The sequence below is a fragment of the Bacteroides bouchesdurhonensis genome, from assembly GCF_900155865.1.
In the GTDB taxonomy this organism is placed as follows: Bacteria; Bacteroidota; Bacteroidia; order Bacteroidales; family Bacteroidaceae; genus Bacteroides; species Bacteroides bouchesdurhonensis.
Map to the genome: position 1 here is coordinate 2,609,430 of NZ_LT707006.1, position 23,198 is coordinate 2,632,627.

The following is a 23,198-nucleotide window of genomic DNA, read 5'->3' on the forward strand; positions in this document are numbered from 1 at the left end:
TCTTATTATTATGATTCTTACATTATCATGGGTGATAACCATATAATAGAAAATCTATCGGGGAATCACTATTTAATCATACTTTAGGTATCTTTATATAAACAGAGTCATTGGTGGTAGACACCAATAAATCCTTAACATCGACCTCAAGTACTCTTGCAATCTCAACTAAAGTTTCTATTGATGGTTGTGAAACGTTTGTACACCATTTTGAAACAGTAGCAGGGTCTTTTTGCAAAGCTTCTGCAAGCCATTTGTTAGTTCGTTTTTTCTCCACTAAAACGACCTTAATACGATTTATATCTTTTGCCATAAGTATATAATTGTTTGTGCAAAAATAATATAAAAAGATGTATATATGTAAGATTTATAGCCATATTTTCGAGCTATATCTCCATTTCTATTGCGTTTTATGCAATAGAATAAAGTGGTTGTCAGATTTGAGTGACTCTTGCTGCACTGAATAGCTTTACAGTATTTTAGGCATATGACATTAACAACTTATGTTACCATTAGAAATGGTCTGAAAAACGGAGACAAACAGTCCGCTCCGTTGATACAGGCTAGAGCTTGCACTTCCGAAACGGACAATTTCCTTGAAGACTTACCTTTAAATACAGGCAAGCTGTTCAGACTGTTCGTATTTCATGCGATACAGGAACAACTTGCCTTCTAAAACGGAAACTTACCGGTTGACTTATCTCGTATCTCGATACTAGGCAAGTTTCAGCCGACAGGTTTATACAACCATACAGATAAATCAGGACAGTTGCCAAAGACAGAACCATTAAGGTTGCGCTACTCTTCACTTCAAAGACTCTGACATTGGCAACTGATTATCGATAACATGTCTGAAAACGAAAACAAGCAGGCCGTTCCGATGATGCAGGCTAAAGCTTGCAATGCCGGAACGTCCTATATCCCTGAATACTCGTCTTAAAATACAGGCAAGCTGTTCCGACTGTTCGTATTTCATGCGATGCCGGAACAACTTGCCTTATGCTACGAAAACTTACCGGCTGACTTGCTTCGTATCCCGATACCAGGCAAGTTTCAACCGACAGATTCATACAATCATGCAGATAAATCAGGACTGTTGCCAAAGACAGAGCCTTTAAGGTTGCGCTGCTCTTCACTTCAAAGGCTCTGACATTGGCAACCGGTTACCGGTGGTTTGTCTGAAAACGGATACTATGCTCCTCAGAAATCTTTGAATACTGAATATCAGGAAATCATTGGAGCATCATAGCCGGAACCGTTTCTTATGTGCAAAGGTACTGCGGACTGGAGAAACGCCAAGTGACGCTTGCGCTTTCAGTCGGAGGACTTGACGGCAGCCTTCCGCAAATTTTCTCATACCTCAAAAATTTGGGTATTCCGTCTGCATTCTCTGACTTCACACTTGTCTTTTTCTCCCTTTGGTCCGCAGTCACAAATGCACATAAAACGGTTTTTCCCGGCCATGAAGCTCAATGAGCTTTACTGGAGGGAAAAGAACTGGAACTTCAAAATTCAAGTGTTATGCGAGCAAGAAGAATGAGTATCAAACAATCTTTTAAATTTTTACTGATATGTGCAGATTGATGACGACACAACTGGCGGAAGCTCTGGAGGGTTATCCGCTCTACTCCCAGGACGGCAAGGGAAAAGAGGCTGTTTGCCGTGCGGTTTTTGCCCTTGGTTCTGTAAGGTGGTTTATCCTTGAAGGAAACAGGGAGGATGACGATGTGATTCTATTCGGTATCGTAGTCGGACTCATGGAGGATGAATACGGGTATGTTTCCCTCAATGAGCTTTCTGATGTGGAGCTTGACCTGAGTGCTCAGGGGCTTGGCAAGCTTCAGGTAAGACAGCAGCAGAACTTTAAGCCGGTTCCGCTAAAACTGATTAAAGACAGCAGACTTCAGGAATTTCTTGCAAGGTTTGAATAGGCTGTATGAAAACAGAAGTGGCCGGTCCTATCCGTCACGGACAAGACCGGCTGCTTATTATAGCAGGTAAATGAAAACAAAACTATAATTGTATGGTAAATGGAAAATTGTCGTAATATTTTTAATATCTCTGCCCGGCATGGATGGAGCGTTTCTATGGAAAACATGGATGGAATCCAGTTTCTCAATTTCAAACGGAAGACTTCGAGCGGTGTGCCGTTCTGCTTTACCATTGAAGCCGGTGACGGTACAGCCGGCTGCATAGCAAAAGAAATATTCTCTTTCGTCAGTGCCGTTGTCCCTGAACAATGTGCAAGGGAATGGATGATTCAGTCAGGAGCAATGGAGCCGACGGAGTTCCTTCAGGCCGTGGCTGACATGGAGGATGTCAGGTTAAGGGCATGGCTGCTGGCTCTTGAACTTGCAGCTATGAATGCAAAATGTAATCTTCTGGATACCATTCCATGGGACAGACTGAACTAACGGTGTTTCTTACGCTTGCGGCCACGTTTGGGCAGACCGGTTTCCTTGTAGGCTATCAGGTCAATTCCTCTGAACACCCTTTTTGCCTTATCAGGTATCTTCAGGAAAGCCAGCGGCTTATCCATATAACGGATATAGGCATAGATGGTGCAGCGATGAACACCCAGGTAGCGTGCTGCCTCCTTTACTGAATATGTCTTTTCCGGAACGACTTTCATTATATCTCATGCTGGTTAATCTTTTCGTTTATGGGATATCGCAAATGTAAATAACTGATTATTAGCTGTCAATACGTCAAATATGGGATTATTCCGGAGATTGTGGGATTTGTATGGATTATGTGTTACCGGTCATATTCAATATGACTGGATTAAGGCGGTTGATAACGAATCTGTTTTACGGAAATCAGGAAAGCATATATTTGACGGTTGACAGCGTTGACAGCAAATCCAATGAAAATCCGTTATAAAGTCTATCTAGGAAGTTTCTGTAATACAGTACATTATATTCTTTCTGATTTTTCTTATAAAGAATAGAGTATTATAATGTGTCAACGTTTGGCTATGGATTTTTAGCGGACTGAAAATTATGGCTACACTTGTCAACGTTTGTCAACGCATGATTTCTATATGAAGTATCTGATAAACTGGCAGATACTCTCTGTCAACACTGTCACCCCTGAAACGGGTGCATTTTATTATCTGAAAACATCTGATGCGAAAGGGATACGTGGTTATCCTAATGTACCATTACAGCCACAGGTTTGTTCAGCATGCCTCTTCAGATATTTTTTTGCAAAAGTATCTCCGGCATTGCAAACGTCAAACACAGGGCTGAAAATCTTCCTCAAACGGGGTTGAGCGTATTTTCAGCTTTCCTTGAAGTTTGCCTTATTGAATGCCTGCGCTTCTGAGAACTGCAAAAAATATCCTTCGGGCAAGCTGAAAAAACTTGCAGACAGAAGGGAAAAAAATCAGAGCGTATGGTACAGATGGACGAAAGCATCAGAAAACAGTTGGAAAAGCCTCAGACATGGTTCTGCAAGTATTTTCCCAAACGTATTCAGAATGTGGGCGAGAAGGAAATCGCCGACAGACAGTTGGTTTATGACTTCAAGGACGGAAGGTCTCATGAAGCGGTGGCACAGATGACGGCAGCAAGAATGATTGAGGAACACGGCAGCAGATGCTCACAGTTGGTATTCATTCCGGTTCCGGCATCATCGGTAAGAAAGAATGAAATCCGGTATATGGACTTCTGCAAAAGGGTATGTGAACTCACAGGAGCAATAAACGGGTATGACCATGTAAGGGTATGCGGAGAAAGACTTGCTATTCATGAAAACCGTAAGGCTGAAAAGGAAATCAGAAGGGTGAGCATCATCGAGTTTGATGAAGAGTGGTTCAGAGGCAAGGCAGTCATAGTCTTCGATGATGTAATAACACGCGGATTAAGTTTCGGTATATATGCGAATCAGTTGGAGAGTTTCGGAGCGAATGTCATTGAAGGCATCTTCCTTGCAAGAACCCATTATAAAGTATAGAACTATGAACGGAATATTATCAGAAAAATCAAAGTCACTGGCTTTCACGGGACACAGAACTGTTCCCGTAGAAAGGCAGGATGAAATAAGTGCACGGCTTGTTGAAGCCGTGTCCGTCGCCTGCAAATCGGGTATAACTTGCTTCTTCTCAGGCATGGCCATGGGATTCGACCTGATGGCCGCTGAAACTATATTGTCACTGAAGGGGAAGTATCCGGAAATCCGGCTAATTGCCGTTGTACCTTTCAGAAGACAGAGCTGCCGGTGGCCGTCAATGGAAAAGGAACGTTATCAGAATATAATTTCCAGGGCTGACCAGGTTATCGTATTGAGTGAACACTATTTTCACGGGTGTCTTCTAAGGCGCAATGACTTCATGCTGGAGCATTCATGTGGCGTGATAGCCTTTTATGACGGCAAGCCTTATGGAGGAACATTCTATACCTGCAGGGAGGCAAGGAAAAGATGTATGGATATAATCAATCTGTACTGAAAACCTGCCCGGATTATAGTGAAAATATTGTACAAAACAGATATGCAAATTTCTTGCATATCTCATTTATAATGCTTATATTTAGATAGTTAAACAAGTTATAAGGGGTAGTTTTATGAATAACATCTACAACCGGTACATTTGGCTGCTGCATACAGTCTACCAGGAAAGAAAGGTCACTTTTGAAAGGCTTTGTGATATTTGGAAGCACCATTTCCTGTACAATGGGAAGCCGCTGAGTCTTCGTACATTCCACCATCACAGAAAAATGATTGAGGAGAATTTTGATATAGTTATTGCGTGCAACAGAAAGGACTATACATACTACATCCAGAATCTGGATGAAATACTCGGTGACAGCTGCCGGAACTGGCTGTTCAACAGCCGTATCATTGATGTGGCTCTGAAAAGCAGTCCGTGTCTGTTCCATCGTGTTGTACTGCCTGACATGTCTGGCGGTATTGAATACCTTCCTGATATATCGGAATGTATCAGCGATGGACATGAGCTGTACATATTCTACACCAATGACAAGGGCAATGAAGTGGAAGGCCGTTTCCGACCGGAAGGTTTGAAGCTGTTCCATAACCGCTGGTATCTGCTCGGGTACAGGAACGGATCAGAGTTCTGTGCTGTTCCTCTTGATGCACTGACAAGAATCTATCTCAGCGGAAACAGGTTTCAGACTGACTGCAGATTTTCGCTGGCCAAACGTCTTTCAGACTCTATTGGTGTTGTGGCTCCAACCGGACAGCAGCCGGAAGAGGTTACACTAAGGGCTTATGGTCCATTTGCCGATTATCTAAGAAAACATCCTTTCCACCATTCGCAGGTAGAAAGGAATGATATGGGGAGTTTCACTTCATTTGATTACACACTTCTTGTGACTGACGAGCTAGTGGATGAAATCCTGGCTCTTGGTGATAAGGTGGAGATTACTTTTCCGGAAAAGTTGAGAATGAAATTGCTTCAGAAGATTGGGCGTATCAGGAATAGATACAATGTCTCTTTTTAGATAATTTTTATTATCTAAAAAATTAATCCAGTATTATTCCCATTTTGTCATTAATTTAATACATTAATCTCGATATTAATGAATACTATAATAAAAAATATTACTAGATTTCTTTGCTAATTCAACCATTATTTCATATACATCTCTAACATATGTTCTTGAATCTTCAGGAGATAAACTTCTAATATTTCTATGGGATGAATGTGCATAACCTCCTCTATATTTAGTCAAATTTTCTAAAGATGGTTTAAGTCTAATATCTATAGGGGTATATAATCCTAATGGTACTAATAGTTTTTTCAGATATTTTAATCCAACACCATGATTTTGATTCATTATGTATCTAGAAAATTCGCTCTTTATACTTTTTATTTGTCCTAATAGATAATCATATATTCTATCATTATCATCCCAACTATCATCATCTATTGTCTTAGTATTACCATTAAAATGTAATAAACACAATGTAGAATAACTAATACGCTGTGTGTTTATAAATTTATCTTCTATCTCATTTAAAGTGTACAGGCATATATTCTCCACAAACTCTTCAAAAGCAGCATGAGAAAGAACACAATAACTTCTAACATCAAGTTTATATTTATCCGGATCCTCTAAAGGATCATCATGGGTATCTATATATTTCTCTTCGAGTTCCAATAAATACAATTCCAACTTATCAAGAGAATCTTTTATACTTACCATATATTTATAAAAAAGGATTTATAGATAAATTCAAGCCAAAAGAATTATTTATTAAATCTTGGAATTTAGTATATCTTATTTTGTAATTTTCGATATTCTTTGTAGAACTTTCAATAGAAGATCTAAAATCAATATCTTCTAAACAAAGTTTCTTAAATGCATCAATGAAGTTTTGTTTATGTTCGATAATTTTATTATCCAAATGCAGAAAATAAAAAACTTCCACTTCAAATAAGACTTTATTAAATCTATTAGAAAAATCATTTTCATCATATTTTCGACCAATAAATTTATAGTCTCCAAATATATCTTTAAGTAAATTAATTGTAGAATTTATTTTATCATATTGATCCATTATTTCAGAATCAATTTCTGCCCATTTGCTATTTATTTCACCCATTTTTTCATCCAAAAACCTTTTTAAATTACCTTTGTATTCCTTGGGATACTTTATAAAAGCAAAAAGTCTTAATAGAATTTCAATATCCCTAAATCTTTTATCAGGTTCAGATAAATTCATTACGGAATGAATGGGTTGCAATGTATTTGTAATTTCTACTAGATAATCAGCAAATTTCCCTCTATTAAGAGCTTGTCTTAATTCTTGAGTAGACAAAGATTCAGAACCTGAATTAAGTCGGTAAAAAATATCATATAAAATTTGAATATCCTTGAAATTCGTTATAACAGTACAGCGCAATGAAGAGTTATCAAATTCACGTTTAGATTTATCATCTAAATCTATATATTTTGTTCTGTTTAACTCTTTTAATACCTTAAGTCCCTTCAGTACTGGTCTATCCCAATACTTATACTTTTCGTTATCAATAAATCCTGCAAGCGTAAGCAATCTCTGTTTTCCATCTATAACAATAAAAGAACGTTTTTTATTAGGATTCTCAGCTAGAACAATCTCAGGAACCGGATACCCCATTATTATAGATTCTATAAGTTTACTTCTTTTATCATCGTTCCATGCATTTCTTCTTTGAAATTTTGGATTAAGATCTATATTACCAATATTAATCTGATTAAATATTGTTTCTATAGTCCAATCCCTAGCATATACAACAACATCAGAAATATCTATATTTTGTATATCTTCACTATCTGATTGATTATCAATAATTATTTCAGTTTCTATATTTCTATTTTCAATATCACACATAACAATTAATACATTTAAGTTTTATACAAAGTTAATGATTATTTTTTCAAATTCCCGTCCAATACTAAGTATTTGCTCTTATTAAATATAAAACAATTCAATATAGAATTAAATAATTTACATAAATCGTTTGAACAAAAACAATATAAACACAAATGTAACCATTACTTTAGAACAATGAAACACTCTTATCTATAAAGTATATAATTATATCATTTTTTTAGAAGAGCTTATATAATTGTATATTAATTACTTAAATAATAAAGTTAGGTAACAATAGGACCTCTTTTTCATGACTAACCTTAATAGATATAACCTGGCTATCAGTTAGAGTACAGGACAACAAATCAGTTTCTCCGGAACCCAACAGCAGCACCTTCTCATTCAGTTCCTTTCTGGTATTTTTCTCCCAATCATATATCATAAACATCCCTCTTTGGAATAATTCAGAACCATTCTTGTTGTTTGTCAGGTTTAAGCCTCTCTCGTCAAGTCTTACAGACCAGTCAGAGCCATAGTCTCTGAAGGTATATGTAGTACCATAGCTTACCGTTTCTTTTCCTATCAGTCTACCAACAAGAATATCTACATTCGTATAAGGATTGCGTTTATAAATCGGTTCATCGGTTTTTGAGTCACTTTCCGTTCTCAACCGACATGCATTGATCATGCCTTTCAGTAATTTGTCCTTAACCAGCGGAAAGGTAGAAACTGATGATTTGCTTTCCATCCAGTATCCGTGTTTCCTCGCATATCCGTTGATACATTTCTTACCGTCACAATCCTTATCAGGATTCTTACCAGTACCACATTCGTATATCTGCTTTTTGCCTTTTATTCTCTCGCCGCATTCCGTTGCTTCAAAACCGTAATACAGGTACTCAAAATGAAGCAGCAAATAATATTCAAAACTACGACTTGAAAAAGCAATATTTACCTTTTTGCCATCTATTATCTTATTGGCTTCGGCCATGCCTTCCTCATGTTTAGGATGTTCGTCCTTATCATATACTGCCCAAGATTCATCCACTCCTTCAGACATGATTTTTCTTGCATACAACACCCATTTTAATGGTGGAACACCGGTTATAACTTCATCTTCAGCAACATCTTTCTGTCCACCTGACTTGACTTTACGTTTCTTCCCTTTATAGCTTCCTCTGGAAGAATCCGCTTCAGCATCTTCAACCGGTATATTAGGCTGAGGAATTGTACGTACATCAAAATCCTTGCTGTCACCATAAAACTGGTCACACAAGTCTGTAAAGAATAATGGTTCGGTCTTATCGCCTTCACACACTATTCTTATGACATACTTACTATGACGTTTATTTTCACTCGTTCTTGCCATAGTCTACAAACAGTTTCTCCAGTGGTTTTAATGAAGGAACACCTCCAAATTTATTATTCAAATACCATTTGGCAAACAATGTATCCTCTCTTACGTCCTCAAAATCGGAAAGAGAGAATATCTCTGATACTCCCTGCCCATTCTTTTCCGTAAACCATACCTGGTCTTTACGGATAGTATTCTGGTCAAGCAGATTCACATCATGGGTTGTAAAAATCAATTGGGCATTATTCCTGTTTATTCTTTCATTTCTGAAAATGTCCACAATAAGCTGTGTTATGTAGGAATGTAGCCCGGAATCCATTTCATCTATAAAAAACGGACTTCCATTCTGCAGTGCCTGTAATATATAACAGCCTATAAGGAAAAGTGATCTTGTACCAAAAGATTCTTCTTTTAAAGGCAAATCTGCTATTTTGCCCAAATCCTCACCATCATTATATAGACCATGCAGGCTTGTAACTTCAACGCCATCACTGCGCTTTTCCAGCTGGAAACCGGTCATACCAGTATCCGCAAATGCCAGAAATTCAGCAAGCAGTTTCTTGTTTTCAGGTCGTGAATAAAGCCATCTGACCATTTCCTTATCTTCACCCAACATGGTATCTTCATGATAACCGTTGGAAACAATCATATCTGCCAGATATTTTGCGGCATTTGTTATCGGTTCGCATGGTGTATCCTTCAGGAACTTGGAAATCAGCAACTGGTTCTTGAACACATTGAAAGGCTTTGAAGAAGAAAGGCTTGATCCGAATTTAATAGTATCTGATTCTTTATCTTCTGAAAGCAAAGTGCGTTCATAAAGTTGTGTCTGTTTACCGTTTGGATAATAAATCAGCGACTCTGACTCTATCTGCAATCTGGTAAAACTGACTTCATATTTATATCTGATTCTCTGAGTTATAAACTCCATTGAAAAACCTATTGGTGCATCAGCCGTAGTATTGTCAAATTTGAACGGCTGATACAATGGAATATCATCACCAACCCTGTTGTCAAGATTGTGAACCCATCGTCTGAACCTATATAAAAACTTTATGATATTAGTCTTACCTGAAGCATTTGCTCCATAAATCAAAGAGATTTTCAAAGCCTTCTTTAATCCTTCTGCATTGGTCTCAACTTCACATATATTATCAACCTTAGCCTTTGAAGAGGTCGGCTCTGTCGTAAAGGAACATACATCCTTAAATGAACGGTAATTCTTAATTTCTAAATTTAATATCATATTCTTGCATCTTTTCCACAAAAATAGCCTTTTAAATTTTCTATTCAAAGTTTTTTCTTCGTTTTTTGCGCTTTTTCTTCGCAATTTCAGTTTTAAATTCTTATCCATGGATTTCATTGAGTCTTTTAAGATGAGTTTATTAAAAAGGCAGTTCATTCTGTTTGAGCTGTTGCAGGTTTATGACATTGCTTTCCGCTGGAATTTCCTCCTGGTTTTCTGCTACAACCTCAGTTTCAAGATCCAGTCCGAAAGTCTCTTTCAGCTGGAGATAATCAAAGCACAATGCCTTTGGTCGGTTTACCTTTACCTTCTTAACCTGCTCTCCATTCACAATGTCGATGGTATAGTCAGGAAGTCCGCTTGGCAGAAGTATGGTGAATCTGTCCTGTTTCAGTCCCAGATATGAAGCATGGGATTTCAGGTACGACATGATGGTGGACCAGTTCGAGCGGTTGGAGGTGGAACCTGCATTCCGGCTGTTGAACAGTGATGCTACGGCTGCTGTGTTCAGATAGAGAATCGGACGTGCCTCCTTAAATTCTATATCTTCTTTTACAGACAATGGGCGGAAGGATTTCATATACCTTATACGGTAATGTGCCTTCTCAATACATTTCCCTGAAGTCTGGAATCCCTGAAGCATACTCCAGAAGTCCGCTATTTCCGAACTTTCCTGAGCCAGTTCATTCTGATTGCGTATTCCCCTGACTGCCGTATCAAACAATTCTGCATAGCTGAAAGGCACGTCAATTACTGTCTCCAGCGTTCTGAAGGTGGCCAATGGAATAACCCAGTTTCCGAATATACGGTCATGGATGGTTTCATTCTCCAGTTTTGCAGCCAACTCACGCTTTGTTATGGAATATATTTCCGGAAAGTTCTTCTCAAACAGTTCCCGGCGTCCCAGTATCTCCAGGGTGAGGTGGGTTAGTCCCATGTTGCAGACTGATACAAGGTCTTCATAGGCCCTTTTCTCATTCTGGTTGAATGATGTCTTTGAAAAGGCAAGGAAGATGACACGGGTATAGAGTGCCATATCCTGGGTAGGCTTGTCCTGGCCGCAAAGGGCTACACCTGTTGTGACAATGGTCTGTGCTGCCATCCCGTCTGTATTCGTATTCTTCTTGGTCTGGCCGCCACCGCCCCAGAGTCCTTTCAGATAGGCTATCTTGCGGATGTCAAGGTCATTCTTGTATTCATCCAGTACGGCAAGGGTGTTGACGGCCTGTGATACACGGTCGTTCATGGCCGGTACGGAAGTTACTCCGAGATTGGGCGGATCTACTCCGTGCAGGAAGAAAGACTGGAGGGAAGTAGCCAGGGTTGTCTTACCGGTTCCTTTCTCACCGAAAAGGTTCAGGATGGGAAAGTGGCGGGTACGTCTGAATATGATGTCACGGAAGAGTGTGGCAAGCAGGTAACAGAAGGCTACGCTTGCATTCTCACCGAATACTTCCATCAGTCTTTTTACGTAATCATACAGCTTTATTCCGTTGCGGTTCTCATGTACCATAAGTCTCTCAAACTGGAATATCTCCGGGTTGTTGAGATATATTTTTGAAGTGGCCGGTATAAAGAAGGCCTTGCCGTTTATACTACGGACTATACCCAAATCATCAACGGTATTGAATGTACCTGCAAAAAATATTCCGTTACCGAAAACAAAGAATCCTTCAGCTGCATTCCAGCCGAGCTTTCTGATACGTTCTGCCGTATCGGTCTTTGAATACAGGTATTCCTTTACACGGTTGAGTTTGTCTATCTTGGCCAGCCATACATAATTGCCCAGTGAGCCTACCTTCTGCTGGAAGTTGCTCAGCGAGCAGAGTTCCGACTCCTTCAGTTCTATGACCCTGCATACATTGTACATATTCCTCATGCGGAAGATTCTGGTTCCGTTTATCTCATCCTCGATATGGAATAGCGGTTCCATGATGAAGTTGGAGATTCTTGACGGTTCATCATCATCTTCACCGATGGAGTAGTAACAGTTTTCCCTGACGAACAGACCGAACTGGCGCAGCAGTTCAGCTTCACGCTGCATCTCGTTCATGGCCGCAGGTTTGTCGTTCCTTCTCCTGGCTTCCCCACGTGCCTGTGTAACGGCATCACGCCATAGCTTTACCTTGCCGTGCAGTCTGGAGAGCTGTTCTATGCACTGGTCATACACAAGCTGGTCTTTTATATAGCGCAACAGGTCTGCTATTTCCGCAACACACTTTCTTTCCTCTACCATGGAACCGGCTACCAGGAAACGTTTCTGTGCCAGCCAGATGATAAAATGTTTTTCCGGCAGTGAAGTATAGTCCTCCCTGCTGCGGATATAGCTGTCGGCATCATTCTTGGTATATTGTACTTCTCCTTCTGTCTCGGATGGTATTTCAGCGAAAGGAAGTTCTCTTACTGTCACATGGAATCCTTTTCTTATGGCTGCAGCCCCGTTGGTCATCACCGCTTCAAATCCCGGTCCGTATGGCTTGCCTTCCGCAATATCTGAATCAGGAATGAAACAGAGTGAGGATACATACTTCTTCAGCTGCTCAAACTGGCTGTCACTCCAGGCTGTTCCAAGTGACGCTACTGTATTGTCGTATCCAATTGACTGCATTCTAAGGACATCAGGAGCACCTTCCACAATGATATAATAGTCGGCATCACGCAGTCTGGCGGCACGGTCAATACCGAATACTGTTTCCCCCTTGGAGTAAATCATGCTTGTTACCGAGTTGATATACTTGGGAGCTTTCCTGTTGTCTCCGATGTATCTGGCCGTATAGGCAATGATGCGTCCCCATCTGTTTCTTATGGGAATCATGATACGCTGGCGGAACATGGCGTATGTGTTGCCGTCCTCACCACGCTTGAACATGCCGAGTTCATACAGCAGTTCTTCGTTCAAAGCCTTGCTTCTGCAGAAATCCATAAAGGCCTGACCGTCCTTCGGTGCATATCCTATTCCGGCAAAGGCACAGAACTCCTCATGCCATCTGCTGTATGCATAGGCCCTGGCATCAAGGCTCTCTTCCTTGTCTGTTGCCCTGAGACATTGAAGGAAGAAGGTCTGAACTGTATCGAGAACTGTCAGAAGTGATTCCCGGTGTCTGGCTTCAGCCATCTGTTCCTCACTGCGCTCTTCACTGATGTATTCTACCGGAATATTATGGTTTTTGGCAATAAATTCCACAGCGGAACTGAAGGAAAGATTTTCCTTTTCCATTGTAAACGTAATGGAATCACCGCCACGGTTACAACTGAAACAGTGGAAGAGATTCTTGCTGGGAGTGACAGCAAAGGAACCAGTCTTTTCGGAATGAAAAGGACAAAGTCCCATCAGGGTTAAGCCTTTTCTGGACAGTCTGACATAAGGACTGAGTACGTCTTCTATGGCAAGTTCCCTTACTTTCCGTATGGTTGTTTCGCTTATCATAACGTACTGAGCAGGTTCCAACAATCGATTATTGACTGGCCGGAGTATTTCGGACGGCTGACATTATTAGGATTGAGCGGTTGGATATACCCGTTTTCTCTGTATTTTTTGAGTGTCTTGTTGCTGATACCGAGTTCAGCACAGGTGCGCTTGACTGAATAGACACCGTTTGGATCGCACGCTGGTCTGATTTCTTTCATTATTATAAAATCATTATGAATGTGCGATACAAATATCTGTCCGGCTTTATTGTTAAGCTGGTGAACAAAGGTTACTGACGCACATTCCTGTACCTACTATAATTGCTTTCTTTATATTTCATAGAGTATCACGGCTAAACTAAACAAATAAAGTTTATCAATATTAGAGTATTAGCCATAATATGTTTACCACTTATCTTTCTTGACCGGTTTTTCTGCCTGTTTCGGCTGACTTTCATCAAAATAGTCCTGGGTGGTTCGCTGCAAGAGCCTGAGGTCTGCCGTGCGGTATTCCACCTTACCGGGTCTTTTATAGGTGACCACCTTTCCCTGACGTTTCCATCGTTCTACATTCCTGCGGCCAAAAAGTTCGTAAGCCTTCCTCTGGCTGATGAATTCAGGATCATCCTTGTCGGCTTTCAATTGCCTGACAATTCTGGAGGAGAGGTCATTCAGGAATGTTTCGTATGGTATAAGATGGTCCAGAAACTGTAATATCTTCATATAAACCTGATTTGGTTTCTATACTGTTCGTTTGACCGTAATGGTATGGTTTTCCCTGTCAGTCCTGGTCTTGAACTGACGGTTGTAGATGGCACCAAGCTCTGAGGCCTGTGTACGGACGCTTTTCAAACGTGAAATGGGGAATGAAACGGATTCACCTACTTCAAGGGCAACAAGTACCGGACGGATTTTTTCTAAGTTTTCAGACATAATTGTTGGATGTTTAATATTTAATGTTTAACTTTGTATTCATCAAATGAATAGGTTATACCACAAAGTAACATAAAATGGTTTATATAACCAAATATTTGTTTGATGATTTATTGTTTAAGATGTATTTATTGAAGGAATCGCATGGATAATGACATAAAACACGTGCATGTAGGTCAGGCTATCGACAAAAGACGCAACGAGCTTGGATTAAGCAAATCTGAGCTTGGGCGCAAAATAGGTGTACCGCAGCAGCACATAAACCGCATACTGGAAAGGGAGACAATGGAAACGAACAGGCTTATTAAAGTCAGCGAAGCATTGGACTTCAATTTCTTTTCCCTTTTCTGTCCGAAACAACATCATATATCGGCACACCTTGCAGCCGTTTCATTGGATGGAAATGCAAATAATCTGATAGGTGATGCAGAACTGGCCGTACAGTTATCCAGCGAAAAGAAAGAAACAGAGAACCTGAGGGAAACAATCAAGCTTCTGAAAGAGCAGATAGAGAGTCTGAACTCACAGATTTTACGTCTTGATTCAAACCTGAAGGATAAGGACGTGATTATTGAACTATTGAAAGATAGGAAATAAACAATACTGAAATTTAAATGAATGCGTCATCTCGTTACAGAGAGGTCAAATCATTCATCCTTAATATCTATTGCAACTGTTCCAAGCATTGTATAGGATTGTATCAAGATGCATACAGATTACATACACAAATATTGCATCTTATTGAAATACAGATATGTATTGGAGACGCGCAAGCTGCAGTTGAAGAATAATGCTTAAAAAGTAGCAGTTTTAGGAAAAAGTCATACCAAAGCGCATACACTTCACATACACCGGTAATGTAACCTATTGGGGAATAATCGTTTATGAAAGTGGCTCAGGCTGCAATAGAGGAATAACACTCTAATATAAACATTCTTAATATCAGGCTGTAATTCACTGCTTTAGCAGTAATTACAGCCTGATTTGCGCTTGGGCGGTTCGTACATTTGACCGCAAAAAATGAGCCAAATGAACGTATTTGCTTACACTATGCTTACACCAAATTACCCGTTGCTTACACCTGCTTACACCAAGGAAAAAGTCTATTGCAGCAGTAAAATTAAAATTCAAAAAGTATGACAACATTAAAAGCAATGGTGAGAAAGCCGAGAACAGACGGTCTTTACTCAGTGTACATCCGAATCGTACACAACCGCAAGCCCGGTTACATCAAGACAGATAAAATTGTCGATGCGAACCATGTATCTAATGGTGAAATTACAGACCCGGTAGTGAATGAATTCTGTGCCATGATCATCAGGCAATACAGTGACCGACTGAATAGAGTTGATGCTTCTCTTTGGAGCGTCAGCGAAGTCGTAGATTATTTGCTAAAGGCAGATGAAGAACTCTGCTTTAGCGAATATGCTCAATTTTTCATCAGAAAGATTGAATCAGAGGGGCGAGACCGTACCGCAAAGAACTACAAACTTGCCGTCTGCCATCTTGAACGCTATCTGGGAACAACCCAAATCATGTTTGGGCACATGTCATCCACTGTATTGAAAAAGTGGATTGAGTCTCTTGCCTTGACCAACAGAGCCAAAGAAATGTACCCTACTTGCATCCGGCAAATTTTTAACAGTGCGATAACGGAGTACAACGACGAGGAGCGTGACATAGTGCGTATCAAGTTCAATCCTTGGCATAAGATTAAAATTCCCAAGGCAGACACAACATTAAAGCGGGCCATCAGTGCGGAGGCTTGTCGTGAGTTCTTCAATCGACCGCTCCCTGTAAGCAAAATGATTTCATCTCTGCCGGAATTGGGAAGAGACGTAGCACTCCTTTCTATTTGTTTAGGTGGAATGAATTCCGTTGACCTGTATGAACTTAAAAAGATAAATTACCGCAATGGTATCATTAGCTATAAGAGAGCAAAGGTTCGGAACAGTCGTCGAGACGAGGGATATATGGAAATGAGGGTTGAGCCTTTTATCCAATCCACCTTTGACAAGTATCTTTCTACTGATGAAAATGAAGAATACCTGTTTAACTTTCATAGCAGATACAGCAATTCGGACAGCTTCAATGCCAATGTAAATATCGGTATTCGGAAAATATGTAAAGATATGGGTATGACAAAAGATGATTGCTATCGTTTTTATACCTTTAGGCATACATGGGCTACTATTGCACAAAACGATTGTCATGCCAATCTCTATGAAGTAGCATTTGGCATGAATCACAGTCATGGGTTTAAGGTCACAAGAGGTTATGTGAAATTAGATTTCACTCCGGCATGGGAACTCAATGCGAAGATTATTGATTTCATTTTCTTTAGTGACGAGAAAAGTAAGCAAGGTAAGGCTCTTGACCTTGAAGAATCCAAAGATGCTCTGTTCCGTATATCTCCCAAGAGAATGATTTACGGACGTGCCTATTTCAAAGGTAAAATAGTTGGCGAGCTGACCGATGTAGGTTTTAGCAATGTAGATGAAGTAATAGACCGACTTGCCAAACAACTGCCCAAAGACATCCCTACCGGCTGTAACGTCCAGTTCCGTTTAGTAAACTGCGACACACAGAAAGAAGCGGTCTATGAAAGAAGCAAAGGCAAAGGGTTTTAGCCTACTGAACGGAGAAACACCTCATTAACAGAGAGGGAAAATTTAGCACATCTTCCACTAAGCCGTATTCGTCATTTCTTGATGGGTACGGCTTTTATCATCCCTCTTCCCTATGGTTGGGTGGTACCACATTCGCAATGGCAAGGGTGAAAGCCAGCACCAATCCCTTCCACAAAAGGGCAAAGAAAGACTTGACCAACCACCAAGCCAGCGCAAACAGCTTCTTGACAAGCCATATCGCAAACCTACACAGATACGCGGCAATCAGAATGACCGGTAACAGGTATATTATCAATAACAATTCAAATAACATGATACTCCATTTTAGTGTGTACTAACTTCTATTCTTACAGGTATTTTACTATATAAATGTAGTAAAAATCAGCGATATACAGAAATATGCCGACTATTATTTTCGGAGAAATTTGACATTTTTATCTTGTTTCCCGGCTTCTGTTATTCCTGATTTTTCGGTGATAATACCTCCAAACATCCGGCATCACCATTCATCCGTTGGTGCGTATTCAGTTTATTGGCTTCTCTGTATTTTTGATGTGGATGACATCGGATATACCGATACACATTTCCCTCTTAGTCAGAATAACTTGTGTTCAAAGTAGCAGGGTATCGTTATATCGGGAGCGATATATTATCCACTCCCATATCTTGCGAAACTAAAGTTTCTCGGTTGTCCGTAATCATGATTTTGAGGTAACATAGAACTAAACCGCTTGGGAATATGAAACAATGTCCACCCGATTCTTTTATTCAAGTAATCCGGTAAACAAACCGCTTCGTGCTTCCGAAAACCAGCATCGGCTATCCCGACACATCGGAAACCAAGGTGCAAGCGTTCTCGGACATCCGCTTCTTGAAACTCTGGCTGCAATGACAAGCCACCCAAAGTATTCTGTTGCCAATTTCATTGCATGGCGCATGGTTGTGGTAATTTTGGTTCAGGAATGACCCCGGAAGGCATCGAACTGCGTTACAGGATTTGTCAAGCAAGTTGTACCCTTGTGGCCGCAAAACGGAGTTTCGCATCCCAAGGGTGACTTGCCGACTGCTCCGCATCGGGGCGATTTCATCGCTGTTTCGCCTTGCGAAAAGTGTAACCGGAATATCAACCAACTAAAATATCATGATATGAAGAACCAAAAGACAAAGTACGTCAAGATAAGAGTGACATTGGACGAAGCAGCTCAGATTAAGGACAAAGCGGCTTCCTACACCTCCATAACCCACTATGTGCGCTCCGCACTGGCAGAGTATTCCAACACCAATGCCAAACAAAGGCTTGAACTCATCAACGAACTCGGTTCATTTTACCGAAAGTTCCAGAACGAACTGTCTTGGGCAGGTGGAAACCTGAACCAGTCGGTCAAACGGGCCAATGAACTGGCGGTAGCCGGATTGCTTGCGCCCAGCTATATCCAAGAGGTCTTGTTACCTACCATCCGGGTAACCCAAGAAACACTTTACAAGCTAAAACGTGAACTGGATAAGGTTACGAAAGAGGCCACCAAGCTCTGAATATCCCCATACCTTATTACATAGAACCTCGGAATCCGAATACTCGGTTATCAAGAGTACCAAGACTACTAATAAACAGAACCCAAGATGATAGCAACCATATTACCCGGAAGCCCGAACTTCCATGCTGTCGGTTACAATGAACGGAAAGTCTCGAAAGGTGTAGCCCGACTGATTGAGATGCAAAACTTCGGCACACTCGGAACATTCGGTAAACCTACCCCCGATGAACTGGTCAAGTATCTCCAAGAATACACTTCCCGGAACAACCGAATCCAGAAAGCACAATTCCATGTTGCCATATCGTGCAAAGGCCACGAACTGTCGGAATCGGAGTTGCTGGAGTTCGCGTACCGTTATCTCTCGGAAATGGGATATGCGGAAGCCGGGCAACCTCTGCTCATCTATTCCCATTACGACACCGACAACACTCACCTGCACATCGTCACCTCACGGATTGAGCCCGATGGCAGGAAGATAGTCCACGACCACGAGCGGAGACGTTCCCAAGAAGCCATTGACCGCATACTCGGAAACGACAGAAGGCAAAAGACCGACAAGGCTGTGGATGTCGCCAAGCAATACACCTTCTCTTCCTTCGCCCAGTTTAAGGCAGTCCTCACCTCGATGGGCTATGAAGTCTATCAGAAGAACGGCAAGGTATGTGTCAAACATGGTGGCAAGGTACAGAAAGAACTCTCTCTTTCCGAAATCGAAGCATTGTTCAAAGGCGGCTACCGGGACAGGGCACGCTGCCGCCAACTCAGAAGCATCCTAAAAAAGTACCGGGATGTAAGCTCCACCAAAGAAGAACTGCAAAAGGAACTGAAAAGCAAGTTCGGCATCGACCTCGTCTTCTTCGGCAAGAAAGATGCGGCATACGGCTACATGATTGTTGACCATGCGAACAAGACTGTCATCAACGGGGCAAGGGTTCTGGCAATGGACGAACTGCTGGACTTCGCCACCCCGGAGCAACGCTTCGACCGCATTGAGGACTTCATAGACCGGCTTCTGACACTCAACCCCAAGATTACGCAGGGCGAGATATACAAGAAGCTCCGCAAACAGCGGGCCTATATAAAGAAAGGTGTCATCTATTCATACGATGGCAAGTCCCGACCCCTGAAAGCGTTTATGGCGGAAACCATCGACCGGAACAACCGCATCGAGCGAGTGGAACAGTTCAAGCCCATGACCGAGGCGGAACGGGATATGCTCTGCAAAATCTTCAAGGTGAACCGCCCCGAACTTGTTTCCCTCTCGCCGGACAGACCGCAATCCCATACGGATGCCGTCAACCAGCTGCATGAAATCTTTGCCGACAAGGAAGCGGCCACTTCGACCAGAAGCCGCCTCCGTGAAGAAGGGTTCATTATACGCCAAGAGGAAGATACGGTCTATGCCATCGACTTCAAACGGCATATACTGATAGACCTGAACGCGGAAGGATTCAACGTGGAATTGCTGCAACGCAAGCCGAAGATAAACAAACAGACTAAATCTCAGCAAGCGACTCCAAAATCCCAAAAACTTTTACGCCATGCCGGACTACGTGATGCCGGAGGCGGCAGCCAGAGCGAGAAACGGGAATGGGAAGTCGGGCATAACGGCAATTACGATGAGATTGATGACGGGCGCACATTGAAACGATAGCCCAAAACAACGTGGGAAGATCTGGGAATGGACTTTCTCACGTTACTATTTTGGCCACTTCCACCCCGCAAACCTGAGTTTCCCACCATTACAATCATTCGGAAACCCCAACCGAAAGCGCATAAATGTTGCGAATTTCGTTTTCCGGGTTACGGAGAATCTAATTTTGTTGTGTAATTAAACCCGCATACGAAATGATACAGACACCGGTTATCGTGACATTCGCCAACCAAAAAGGAGGAGTCGGCAAGACCACCCTCTGCGTGACCTTCGCCAACTATCTGGTGACGAAGGGTGTCCGTGTGGTGGTCATCGACTGCGATTTCCAGCACTCCATCATGAAGTGCCGCAAGGCGGACATCAAGAAGTACGGAGAACAGCCGATGCCCTACGAAGTATGGGATTGCGAAGCCACTGACAAGGACATGATGGTTTCCCTGATGGAGAAGCTGCACAACGACCCGGAGATAGACATCGTGCTGATGGATTCGCCCGGCAGCCTGAAAGCCGAAGGACTGGTGCCGATGTTCGTCAACTCGGACATCATCGTCGTCCCGTTCCATTACGACCTGATGACCGTCCCCTCCACCGCCAGCTTCCTGCTGTTCGTTGACCGCCTGAAGAAAGCCGTGGGCGACCGGATGAAGGCAAGGCTCTTCATTATCCCCAACCTGAATGACGGCAGGGTCGGCAAACGGGCGGAACTGGTGCTCTGGGAAAACGCCAGAGACACCTTCTCCAACTACGGGTACGTGACGGCGAAGATACCCAAACGGGCGGATATGGAACGGTTCAGCACAATGGCGGCGTTGGACATGCAGGCAAGCATCGTCACCCCGGTCTTTGAGAAAATCTATACCGCCATCTTCGATACGGCAAAGCCCATCCGGGAAATAGAACTCACCGGCATCCAACTGACGGAGAACCTGAATCCCAAACCGCAGAAGAAAGAAGACAAGAATAATCAGTAATCACCCATAATCAGAACGCAATGGCAAATATCATTCCTGAAATAGACGACCTTACCAAAGGCATCAATGACCCCGACATGATTCTGGCGGGTACACAAGAGACAGAAGAACCGCAATCACAGGCAGACACCCAATCCTCTTTGCCCCTTGACGACTGTTGGGAGAGCTTCCTGAACTATCTGGAATCTTCCGGCACACGGGACGACAAGGCAGAGCGGCTGGTATGCAAGTTGGACCGTGACCTTGCCGATTCCCTCGATGACTGCGACATCCACAACCGCTGCCGTTCCGATTTGGTGAACGCCATCGTCAGGGCCTTCTTTGAGACATTCCTGCCCCAACTGGCACAATACAAGAGAGAGAAGAAGTCACTGTTTATGAACCTCAAACAGAATTGATACCATGAGACATCACAAATGGACGGAGGAAAAACTGTCCGCCCTTGCCAAACTCTTCCCCGTAGAATCAACGAAGCATACGGCAACCGTCCTGCAAATGAGCGTCACGGCGGTAAAAGGCAAAGCCAAGGAACTGGGCCTTAAAAAAGAGACCAAGTCGGAATGGGCGAAACGTGCGGACTATGTGCGCAGCCACTTCTACCATTGCTCGTTATCCGAAATGGCGGGCAAACTGGGCATCAGCAGGACATCCGTCATCCGCATCATCGAAAAGCTGGGACTCAAACGCACCAAGGAACAGAACTTCCAAGTGACCTCCCGTGTCCGCAGTGAAATCATTCGCAGGGAAAGGCGGCACGTGCTTTTCGGATTGGCCCCGGTCACCAAAATCAAGGTGGTGTCGAACAGGGCGCGTATTCAGATCCGGGCGCAGTTGAAATCCATCGGCTATATCGTAAGCCGGGATTCCAACACGCTGTACTACACCGATAAGATTGAACGGAAAGGCAATCTGGAAACCCGTGGCATCCGGCAAGGGCTTCGTTTCCTGCCTTTTTCCGAGAGAGAGCCATTCATATTGACAGCCATATAAAAAAGAGAACCATGCAATACGGACAAATAGTATTTCTTCTCTTCGTGGTACTGCTGTTCTACTACGCCGCCCTGATTGTGATGGACATCCTACGGGCAAAGGCAGCGCAAGCGGCAGAACAGGAAAACCACACCGAGGAAGACATAGACATATCGGATGAAGCGCAGACCTTCAAGCCCGTCAAGGTCAGCCGTGACGAACCGGGAAAACAGAACGATGGCTCAGAAAACGATAAGCCCAAAGAGGATGATGGTGAAGAGAAGCCTTCACAACCTTCCGGCTATCGGGAAGCCATCATGACAGACGGTATTTTAGTAGAAAACCTCATGGTTGAAATCGAGCGGTTGGTGGAAACCGGCTCCTGCGATTTAGGTGCCGTCATCTTCAACTGCGAAAACGCACGATAATAACCGTTCCTTTAGCGACACCTGTTCCTTTGGCGATAGAATCCATTAATCATTTTATAAGATGAAACAAGTAAAGAAAAAAGTACAATGCGCATGGGAGCGTTTCTTGGGCTCCAAGTTCGCTCGGAACAGTGTCGTGGCACTCTGCGCACTCACCGTATCAGTCGGTGAAGCGATGGCTTCGAGTAAAGGGGCGGCCGGTTTTACCAAGGCGACACAGGAAGTCAGCTCGTACCAGACACCCGTCTCCAACCTGATGAAAGCCATTGCAGCGGTCATTGTCCTGGTTGGAGCGTTCAATGTCTATTTCAAGATGCAGAACGGTGATCAGGATGTAAAAAAGACCATCATGCTGACCATCGGCGGCTGTATCGCGTTCATCGCATTGTCAGAGGCTCTGCCGCTGTTCTTTAAGTAGTTGCAATACAGAAAAGGCATACCATCATGGCGATGAATCAGGAGGGCTACCCCGTCTTCAAGGGCTTGCAAAAACCGTTGGAATTCATGGGCATACGCGGACGGTTCCTCACGCTGTCGGCTGCGGCTGTCGGCGTGTCATTTGTCGGCTTTATCGTATTCTCCATAGTCTTGGGCAAGCTCGCCGGTTTCATCGCCATGCTGGTCATGGCGGTTGCCGGACTGGTGACGATTTACATCAAGCAGCGTGGCGGACTACATAACAAGAAACGGCACAAAGGCATCTTTGTCTACAAAGGCCTGAGGCATCATTCATAAAACAAATTCAAAAGG

General features: G+C 42.6%; 29 protein-coding genes. 18 read left to right on the forward strand and 11 right to left on the reverse strand.

Annotated features, from left to right (window positions below; genetic code table 11):
- Nucleotides 1-76 precede the first annotated feature (76 nt).
- A complete protein-coding gene (locus tag CZ225_RS10765; protein ID WP_005836494.1) occupies nt 77-313 on the reverse strand; it encodes a helix-turn-helix transcriptional regulator in 237 nt (78 codons plus the stop codon).
- Nucleotides 314-487: 174 nt separating this feature from the next.
- Between CZ225_RS10765 and CZ225_RS10770 the strand changes: the two genes are divergently transcribed.
- The 3 genes from CZ225_RS10770 (at nt 488) to CZ225_RS10785 (ending at nt 2,414) form a co-directional block, all read left to right on the forward strand.
- Nucleotides 488-676: a hypothetical protein gene (locus tag CZ225_RS10770; protein WP_034523158.1), complete on the forward strand. Its 189-nt coding sequence runs from the start codon at nt 488-490 to the stop codon at nt 674-676.
- An 895-nt stretch (nt 677-1,571) separates the two neighbouring features.
- Complete coding sequence (locus tag CZ225_RS10780; protein ID WP_005836496.1) at nt 1,572-1,931, forward strand: DUF2958 domain-containing protein; 360 nt, start codon at nt 1,572-1,574, stop codon at nt 1,929-1,931.
- 99 nt (nt 1,932-2,030) lie between these two features.
- The gene (locus tag CZ225_RS10785) at nt 2,031-2,414 is read left to right on the forward strand and encodes a hypothetical protein (protein WP_005836498.1); all 384 of its coding nucleotides are present in this window, start codon (nt 2,031-2,033) and stop codon (nt 2,412-2,414) included.
- On the opposite strand, the gene CZ225_RS10790 is transcribed toward CZ225_RS10785, so the two are convergent.
- Complete coding sequence (locus CZ225_RS10790; RefSeq protein ID WP_005836499.1) at nt 2,411-2,632, reverse strand: helix-turn-helix domain-containing protein; 222 nt, start codon at nt 2,630-2,632, stop codon at nt 2,411-2,413. The two genes, CZ225_RS10785 and CZ225_RS10790, sit on opposite strands and share 4 nt — an antisense overlap.
- Nucleotides 2,633-3,043: 411 nt before the next feature.
- On the opposite strand from CZ225_RS10790, the gene CZ225_RS10795 reads away from it, so the two are divergent.
- The 4 genes from CZ225_RS10795 (at nt 3,044) to CZ225_RS10810 (ending at nt 5,465) form a co-directional block, all read left to right on the forward strand.
- Entirely contained in the window at nt 3,044-3,274 is a 231-nt protein-coding gene (locus tag CZ225_RS10795) for a hypothetical protein (protein WP_077154052.1), read from the forward strand.
- A gap of 122 nt (nt 3,275-3,396) precedes the next feature.
- Nucleotides 3,397-3,957, forward strand: a complete 561-nt coding sequence (locus CZ225_RS10800; protein WP_005836500.1) for a PDDEXK family nuclease — start codon at nt 3,397-3,399, stop codon at nt 3,955-3,957.
- A 4-nt stretch (nt 3,958-3,961) separates the two neighbouring features.
- Nucleotides 3,962-4,450, forward strand: coding sequence for an SLOG family protein (locus CZ225_RS10805; protein WP_005836501.1), 489 nt, complete (start codon nt 3,962-3,964; stop codon nt 4,448-4,450).
- Nucleotides 4,451-4,565: 115 nt separating this feature from the next.
- Entirely contained in the window at nt 4,566-5,465 is a 900-nt protein-coding gene (locus tag CZ225_RS10810) for a helix-turn-helix transcriptional regulator (protein ID WP_005836502.1), read from the forward strand.
- A gap of 75 nt (nt 5,466-5,540) precedes the next feature.
- On the opposite strand, the gene CZ225_RS10815 is transcribed toward CZ225_RS10810, so the two are convergent.
- From CZ225_RS10815 to CZ225_RS10850, 8 genes are all read right to left on the reverse strand, one after another.
- Nucleotides 5,541-6,170 carry a HEPN domain-containing protein gene (locus tag CZ225_RS10815; RefSeq protein ID WP_005836503.1) on the reverse strand — a complete coding sequence of 210 codons (630 nt, stop codon included), beginning with the start codon at nt 6,168-6,170 and terminating at the stop codon, nt 5,541-5,543.
- A 4-nt stretch (nt 6,171-6,174) separates the two neighbouring features.
- Nucleotides 6,175-7,338 (reverse strand): DUF262 domain-containing protein, encoded by a 1,164-nt coding sequence (locus CZ225_RS10820; RefSeq protein WP_005836504.1) that lies wholly within the window; start codon nt 7,336-7,338, stop codon nt 6,175-6,177.
- 253 nt (nt 7,339-7,591) lie between these two features.
- Entirely contained in the window at nt 7,592-8,689 is a 1,098-nt protein-coding gene (locus tag CZ225_RS10825) for an RloB family protein (RefSeq protein WP_005836505.1), read from the reverse strand.
- Nucleotides 8,673-9,920 (reverse strand): AAA family ATPase, encoded by a 1,248-nt coding sequence (locus CZ225_RS10830; RefSeq protein WP_225684102.1) that lies wholly within the window; start codon nt 9,918-9,920, stop codon nt 8,673-8,675. Before CZ225_RS10830 ends, CZ225_RS10825 begins: the two co-directional genes overlap by 17 nt.
- 139 nt (nt 9,921-10,059) lie before the next feature.
- On the reverse strand, nt 10,060-13,347 hold the full coding sequence (locus CZ225_RS10835; protein ID WP_005836507.1) for a DNA primase: 3,288 nt from the start codon (nt 13,345-13,347) through the stop codon (nt 10,060-10,062).
- Complete coding sequence (locus CZ225_RS24325; RefSeq protein WP_005649194.1) at nt 13,344-13,547, reverse strand: hypothetical protein; 204 nt, start codon at nt 13,545-13,547, stop codon at nt 13,344-13,346. The genes CZ225_RS10835 and CZ225_RS24325 overlap by 4 nt, the downstream gene beginning before the upstream one ends.
- Before the next feature lie 186 nt (nt 13,548-13,733).
- Nucleotides 13,734-14,051 (reverse strand): hypothetical protein, encoded by a 318-nt coding sequence (locus CZ225_RS10845; protein WP_005836509.1) that lies wholly within the window; start codon nt 14,049-14,051, stop codon nt 13,734-13,736.
- Nucleotides 14,052-14,069: 18 nt separating this feature from the next.
- A complete protein-coding gene (locus tag CZ225_RS10850; RefSeq protein ID WP_005836510.1) occupies nt 14,070-14,261 on the reverse strand; it encodes a hypothetical protein in 192 nt (63 codons plus the stop codon).
- Nucleotides 14,262-14,405: 144 nt separating this feature from the next.
- Between CZ225_RS10850 and CZ225_RS10855 the strand changes: the two genes are divergently transcribed.
- From CZ225_RS10855 to CZ225_RS23660, 3 genes are all read left to right on the forward strand, one after another.
- On the forward strand, nt 14,406-14,858 hold the full coding sequence (locus CZ225_RS10855; protein WP_005836511.1) for a helix-turn-helix domain-containing protein: 453 nt from the start codon (nt 14,406-14,408) through the stop codon (nt 14,856-14,858).
- Between the two features lie 539 nt (nt 14,859-15,397).
- Entirely contained in the window at nt 15,398-16,891 is a 1,494-nt protein-coding gene (locus tag CZ225_RS10860; protein WP_077154053.1) for a phage integrase SAM-like domain-containing protein, read from the forward strand.
- Nucleotides 16,892-17,003: 112 nt separating this feature from the next.
- A complete protein-coding gene (locus tag CZ225_RS23660; RefSeq protein WP_159441767.1) occupies nt 17,004-17,171 on the forward strand; it encodes a hypothetical protein in 168 nt (55 codons plus the stop codon).
- A 484-nt stretch (nt 17,172-17,655) separates the two neighbouring features.
- Here CZ225_RS23660 and CZ225_RS24330 read toward each other — a convergent pair whose 3' ends face one another.
- Nucleotides 17,656-17,829 carry a hypothetical protein gene (locus tag CZ225_RS24330; RefSeq protein ID WP_234983034.1) on the reverse strand — a complete coding sequence of 58 codons (174 nt, stop codon included), beginning with the start codon at nt 17,827-17,829 and terminating at the stop codon, nt 17,656-17,658.
- 208 nt (nt 17,830-18,037) lie between these two features.
- On the opposite strand from CZ225_RS24330, the gene CZ225_RS10875 reads away from it, so the two are divergent.
- The 8 genes from CZ225_RS10875 (at nt 18,038) to CZ225_RS10910 (ending at nt 23,183) form a co-directional block, all read left to right on the forward strand.
- Nucleotides 18,038-18,424 (forward strand): plasmid mobilization protein, encoded by a 387-nt coding sequence (locus CZ225_RS10875; protein ID WP_077155788.1) that lies wholly within the window; start codon nt 18,038-18,040, stop codon nt 18,422-18,424.
- Nucleotides 18,425-18,511: 87 nt separating this feature from the next.
- Nucleotides 18,512-20,080 carry a relaxase/mobilization nuclease domain-containing protein gene (locus tag CZ225_RS10880; RefSeq protein WP_077154056.1) on the forward strand — a complete coding sequence of 523 codons (1,569 nt, stop codon included), beginning with the start codon at nt 18,512-18,514 and terminating at the stop codon, nt 20,078-20,080.
- A gap of 194 nt (nt 20,081-20,274) precedes the next feature.
- The gene (locus tag CZ225_RS10885) at nt 20,275-21,051 is read left to right on the forward strand and encodes a ParA family protein (protein ID WP_077154057.1); all 777 of its coding nucleotides are present in this window, start codon (nt 20,275-20,277) and stop codon (nt 21,049-21,051) included.
- Between the two features lie 20 nt (nt 21,052-21,071).
- Nucleotides 21,072-21,449 (forward strand): hypothetical protein, encoded by a 378-nt coding sequence (locus CZ225_RS10890; protein ID WP_077154058.1) that lies wholly within the window; start codon nt 21,072-21,074, stop codon nt 21,447-21,449.
- Nucleotides 21,450-21,453: 4 nt separating this feature from the next.
- Nucleotides 21,454-22,041, forward strand: coding sequence for a MarR family transcriptional regulator (locus CZ225_RS10895; RefSeq protein WP_077154059.1), 588 nt, complete (start codon nt 21,454-21,456; stop codon nt 22,039-22,041).
- 11 nt (nt 22,042-22,052) lie between these two features.
- On the forward strand, nt 22,053-22,448 hold the full coding sequence (locus tag CZ225_RS10900) for a hypothetical protein (protein ID WP_077154060.1): 396 nt from the start codon (nt 22,053-22,055) through the stop codon (nt 22,446-22,448).
- 61 nt (nt 22,449-22,509) lie between these two features.
- Nucleotides 22,510-22,866, forward strand: a complete 357-nt coding sequence (locus CZ225_RS10905) for a DUF4134 domain-containing protein (protein ID WP_077154061.1) — start codon at nt 22,510-22,512, stop codon at nt 22,864-22,866.
- A 26-nt stretch (nt 22,867-22,892) separates the two neighbouring features.
- A complete protein-coding gene (locus CZ225_RS10910; protein WP_077154062.1) occupies nt 22,893-23,183 on the forward strand; it encodes a DUF4133 domain-containing protein in 291 nt (96 codons plus the stop codon).
- Nucleotides 23,184-23,198 lie beyond the last annotated feature (15 nt).

What these genes read in the sequence shown, in the direction of transcription:
- CZ225_RS10765 (WP_005836494.1), bottom strand. Translation starts at nt 313, where the DNA reads ATGGCAAAAGATATAAATCGTATTAAGGTCGTTTTAGTGGAGAAAAAA.
- CZ225_RS10770 (WP_034523158.1), top strand. Translation starts at nt 488, where the DNA reads ATGACATTAACAACTTATGTTACCATTAGAAATGGTCTGAAAAACGGA.
- CZ225_RS10780 (WP_005836496.1), top strand. Translation starts at nt 1,572, where the DNA reads ATGTGCAGATTGATGACGACACAACTGGCGGAAGCTCTGGAGGGTTAT.
- CZ225_RS10785 (WP_005836498.1), top strand. Translation starts at nt 2,031, where the DNA reads ATGGAAAATTGTCGTAATATTTTTAATATCTCTGCCCGGCATGGATGG.
- CZ225_RS10790 (WP_005836499.1), bottom strand. Translation starts at nt 2,632, where the DNA reads ATGAAAGTCGTTCCGGAAAAGACATATTCAGTAAAGGAGGCAGCACGC.
- CZ225_RS10795 (WP_077154052.1), top strand. Translation starts at nt 3,044, where the DNA reads ATGAAGTATCTGATAAACTGGCAGATACTCTCTGTCAACACTGTCACC.
- CZ225_RS10800 (WP_005836500.1), top strand. Translation starts at nt 3,397, where the DNA reads ATGGTACAGATGGACGAAAGCATCAGAAAACAGTTGGAAAAGCCTCAG.
- CZ225_RS10805 (WP_005836501.1), top strand. Translation starts at nt 3,962, where the DNA reads ATGAACGGAATATTATCAGAAAAATCAAAGTCACTGGCTTTCACGGGA.
- CZ225_RS10810 (WP_005836502.1), top strand. Translation starts at nt 4,566, where the DNA reads ATGAATAACATCTACAACCGGTACATTTGGCTGCTGCATACAGTCTAC.
- CZ225_RS10815 (WP_005836503.1), bottom strand. Translation starts at nt 6,170, where the DNA reads ATGGTAAGTATAAAAGATTCTCTTGATAAGTTGGAATTGTATTTATTG.
- CZ225_RS10820 (WP_005836504.1), bottom strand. Translation starts at nt 7,338, where the DNA reads ATGTGTGATATTGAAAATAGAAATATAGAAACTGAAATAATTATTGAT.
- CZ225_RS10825 (WP_005836505.1), bottom strand. Translation starts at nt 8,689, where the DNA reads ATGGCAAGAACGAGTGAAAATAAACGTCATAGTAAGTATGTCATAAGA.
- CZ225_RS10830 (WP_225684102.1), bottom strand. Translation starts at nt 9,920, where the DNA reads ATGATATTAAATTTAGAAATTAAGAATTACCGTTCATTTAAGGATGTA.
- CZ225_RS10835 (WP_005836507.1), bottom strand. Translation starts at nt 13,347, where the DNA reads ATGATAAGCGAAACAACCATACGGAAAGTAAGGGAACTTGCCATAGAA.
- CZ225_RS24325 (WP_005649194.1), bottom strand. Translation starts at nt 13,547, where the DNA reads ATGAAAGAAATCAGACCAGCGTGCGATCCAAACGGTGTCTATTCAGTC.
- CZ225_RS10845 (WP_005836509.1), bottom strand. Translation starts at nt 14,051, where the DNA reads ATGAAGATATTACAGTTTCTGGACCATCTTATACCATACGAAACATTC.
- CZ225_RS10850 (WP_005836510.1), bottom strand. Translation starts at nt 14,261, where the DNA reads ATGTCTGAAAACTTAGAAAAAATCCGTCCGGTACTTGTTGCCCTTGAA.
- CZ225_RS10855 (WP_005836511.1), top strand. Translation starts at nt 14,406, where the DNA reads ATGGATAATGACATAAAACACGTGCATGTAGGTCAGGCTATCGACAAA.
- CZ225_RS10860 (WP_077154053.1), top strand. Translation starts at nt 15,398, where the DNA reads ATGACAACATTAAAAGCAATGGTGAGAAAGCCGAGAACAGACGGTCTT.
- CZ225_RS23660 (WP_159441767.1), top strand. Translation starts at nt 17,004, where the DNA reads ATGGTTGGGTGGTACCACATTCGCAATGGCAAGGGTGAAAGCCAGCAC.
- CZ225_RS24330 (WP_234983034.1), bottom strand. Translation starts at nt 17,829, where the DNA reads ATGCGCCATGCAATGAAATTGGCAACAGAATACTTTGGGTGGCTTGTC.
- CZ225_RS10875 (WP_077155788.1), top strand. Translation starts at nt 18,038, where the DNA reads ATGAAGAACCAAAAGACAAAGTACGTCAAGATAAGAGTGACATTGGAC.
- CZ225_RS10880 (WP_077154056.1), top strand. Translation starts at nt 18,512, where the DNA reads ATGATAGCAACCATATTACCCGGAAGCCCGAACTTCCATGCTGTCGGT.
- CZ225_RS10885 (WP_077154057.1), top strand. Translation starts at nt 20,275, where the DNA reads ATGATACAGACACCGGTTATCGTGACATTCGCCAACCAAAAAGGAGGA.
- CZ225_RS10890 (WP_077154058.1), top strand. Translation starts at nt 21,072, where the DNA reads ATGGCAAATATCATTCCTGAAATAGACGACCTTACCAAAGGCATCAAT.
- CZ225_RS10895 (WP_077154059.1), top strand. Translation starts at nt 21,454, where the DNA reads ATGAGACATCACAAATGGACGGAGGAAAAACTGTCCGCCCTTGCCAAA.
- CZ225_RS10900 (WP_077154060.1), top strand. Translation starts at nt 22,053, where the DNA reads ATGCAATACGGACAAATAGTATTTCTTCTCTTCGTGGTACTGCTGTTC.
- CZ225_RS10905 (WP_077154061.1), top strand. Translation starts at nt 22,510, where the DNA reads ATGAAACAAGTAAAGAAAAAAGTACAATGCGCATGGGAGCGTTTCTTG.
- CZ225_RS10910 (WP_077154062.1), top strand. Translation starts at nt 22,893, where the DNA reads ATGGCGATGAATCAGGAGGGCTACCCCGTCTTCAAGGGCTTGCAAAAA.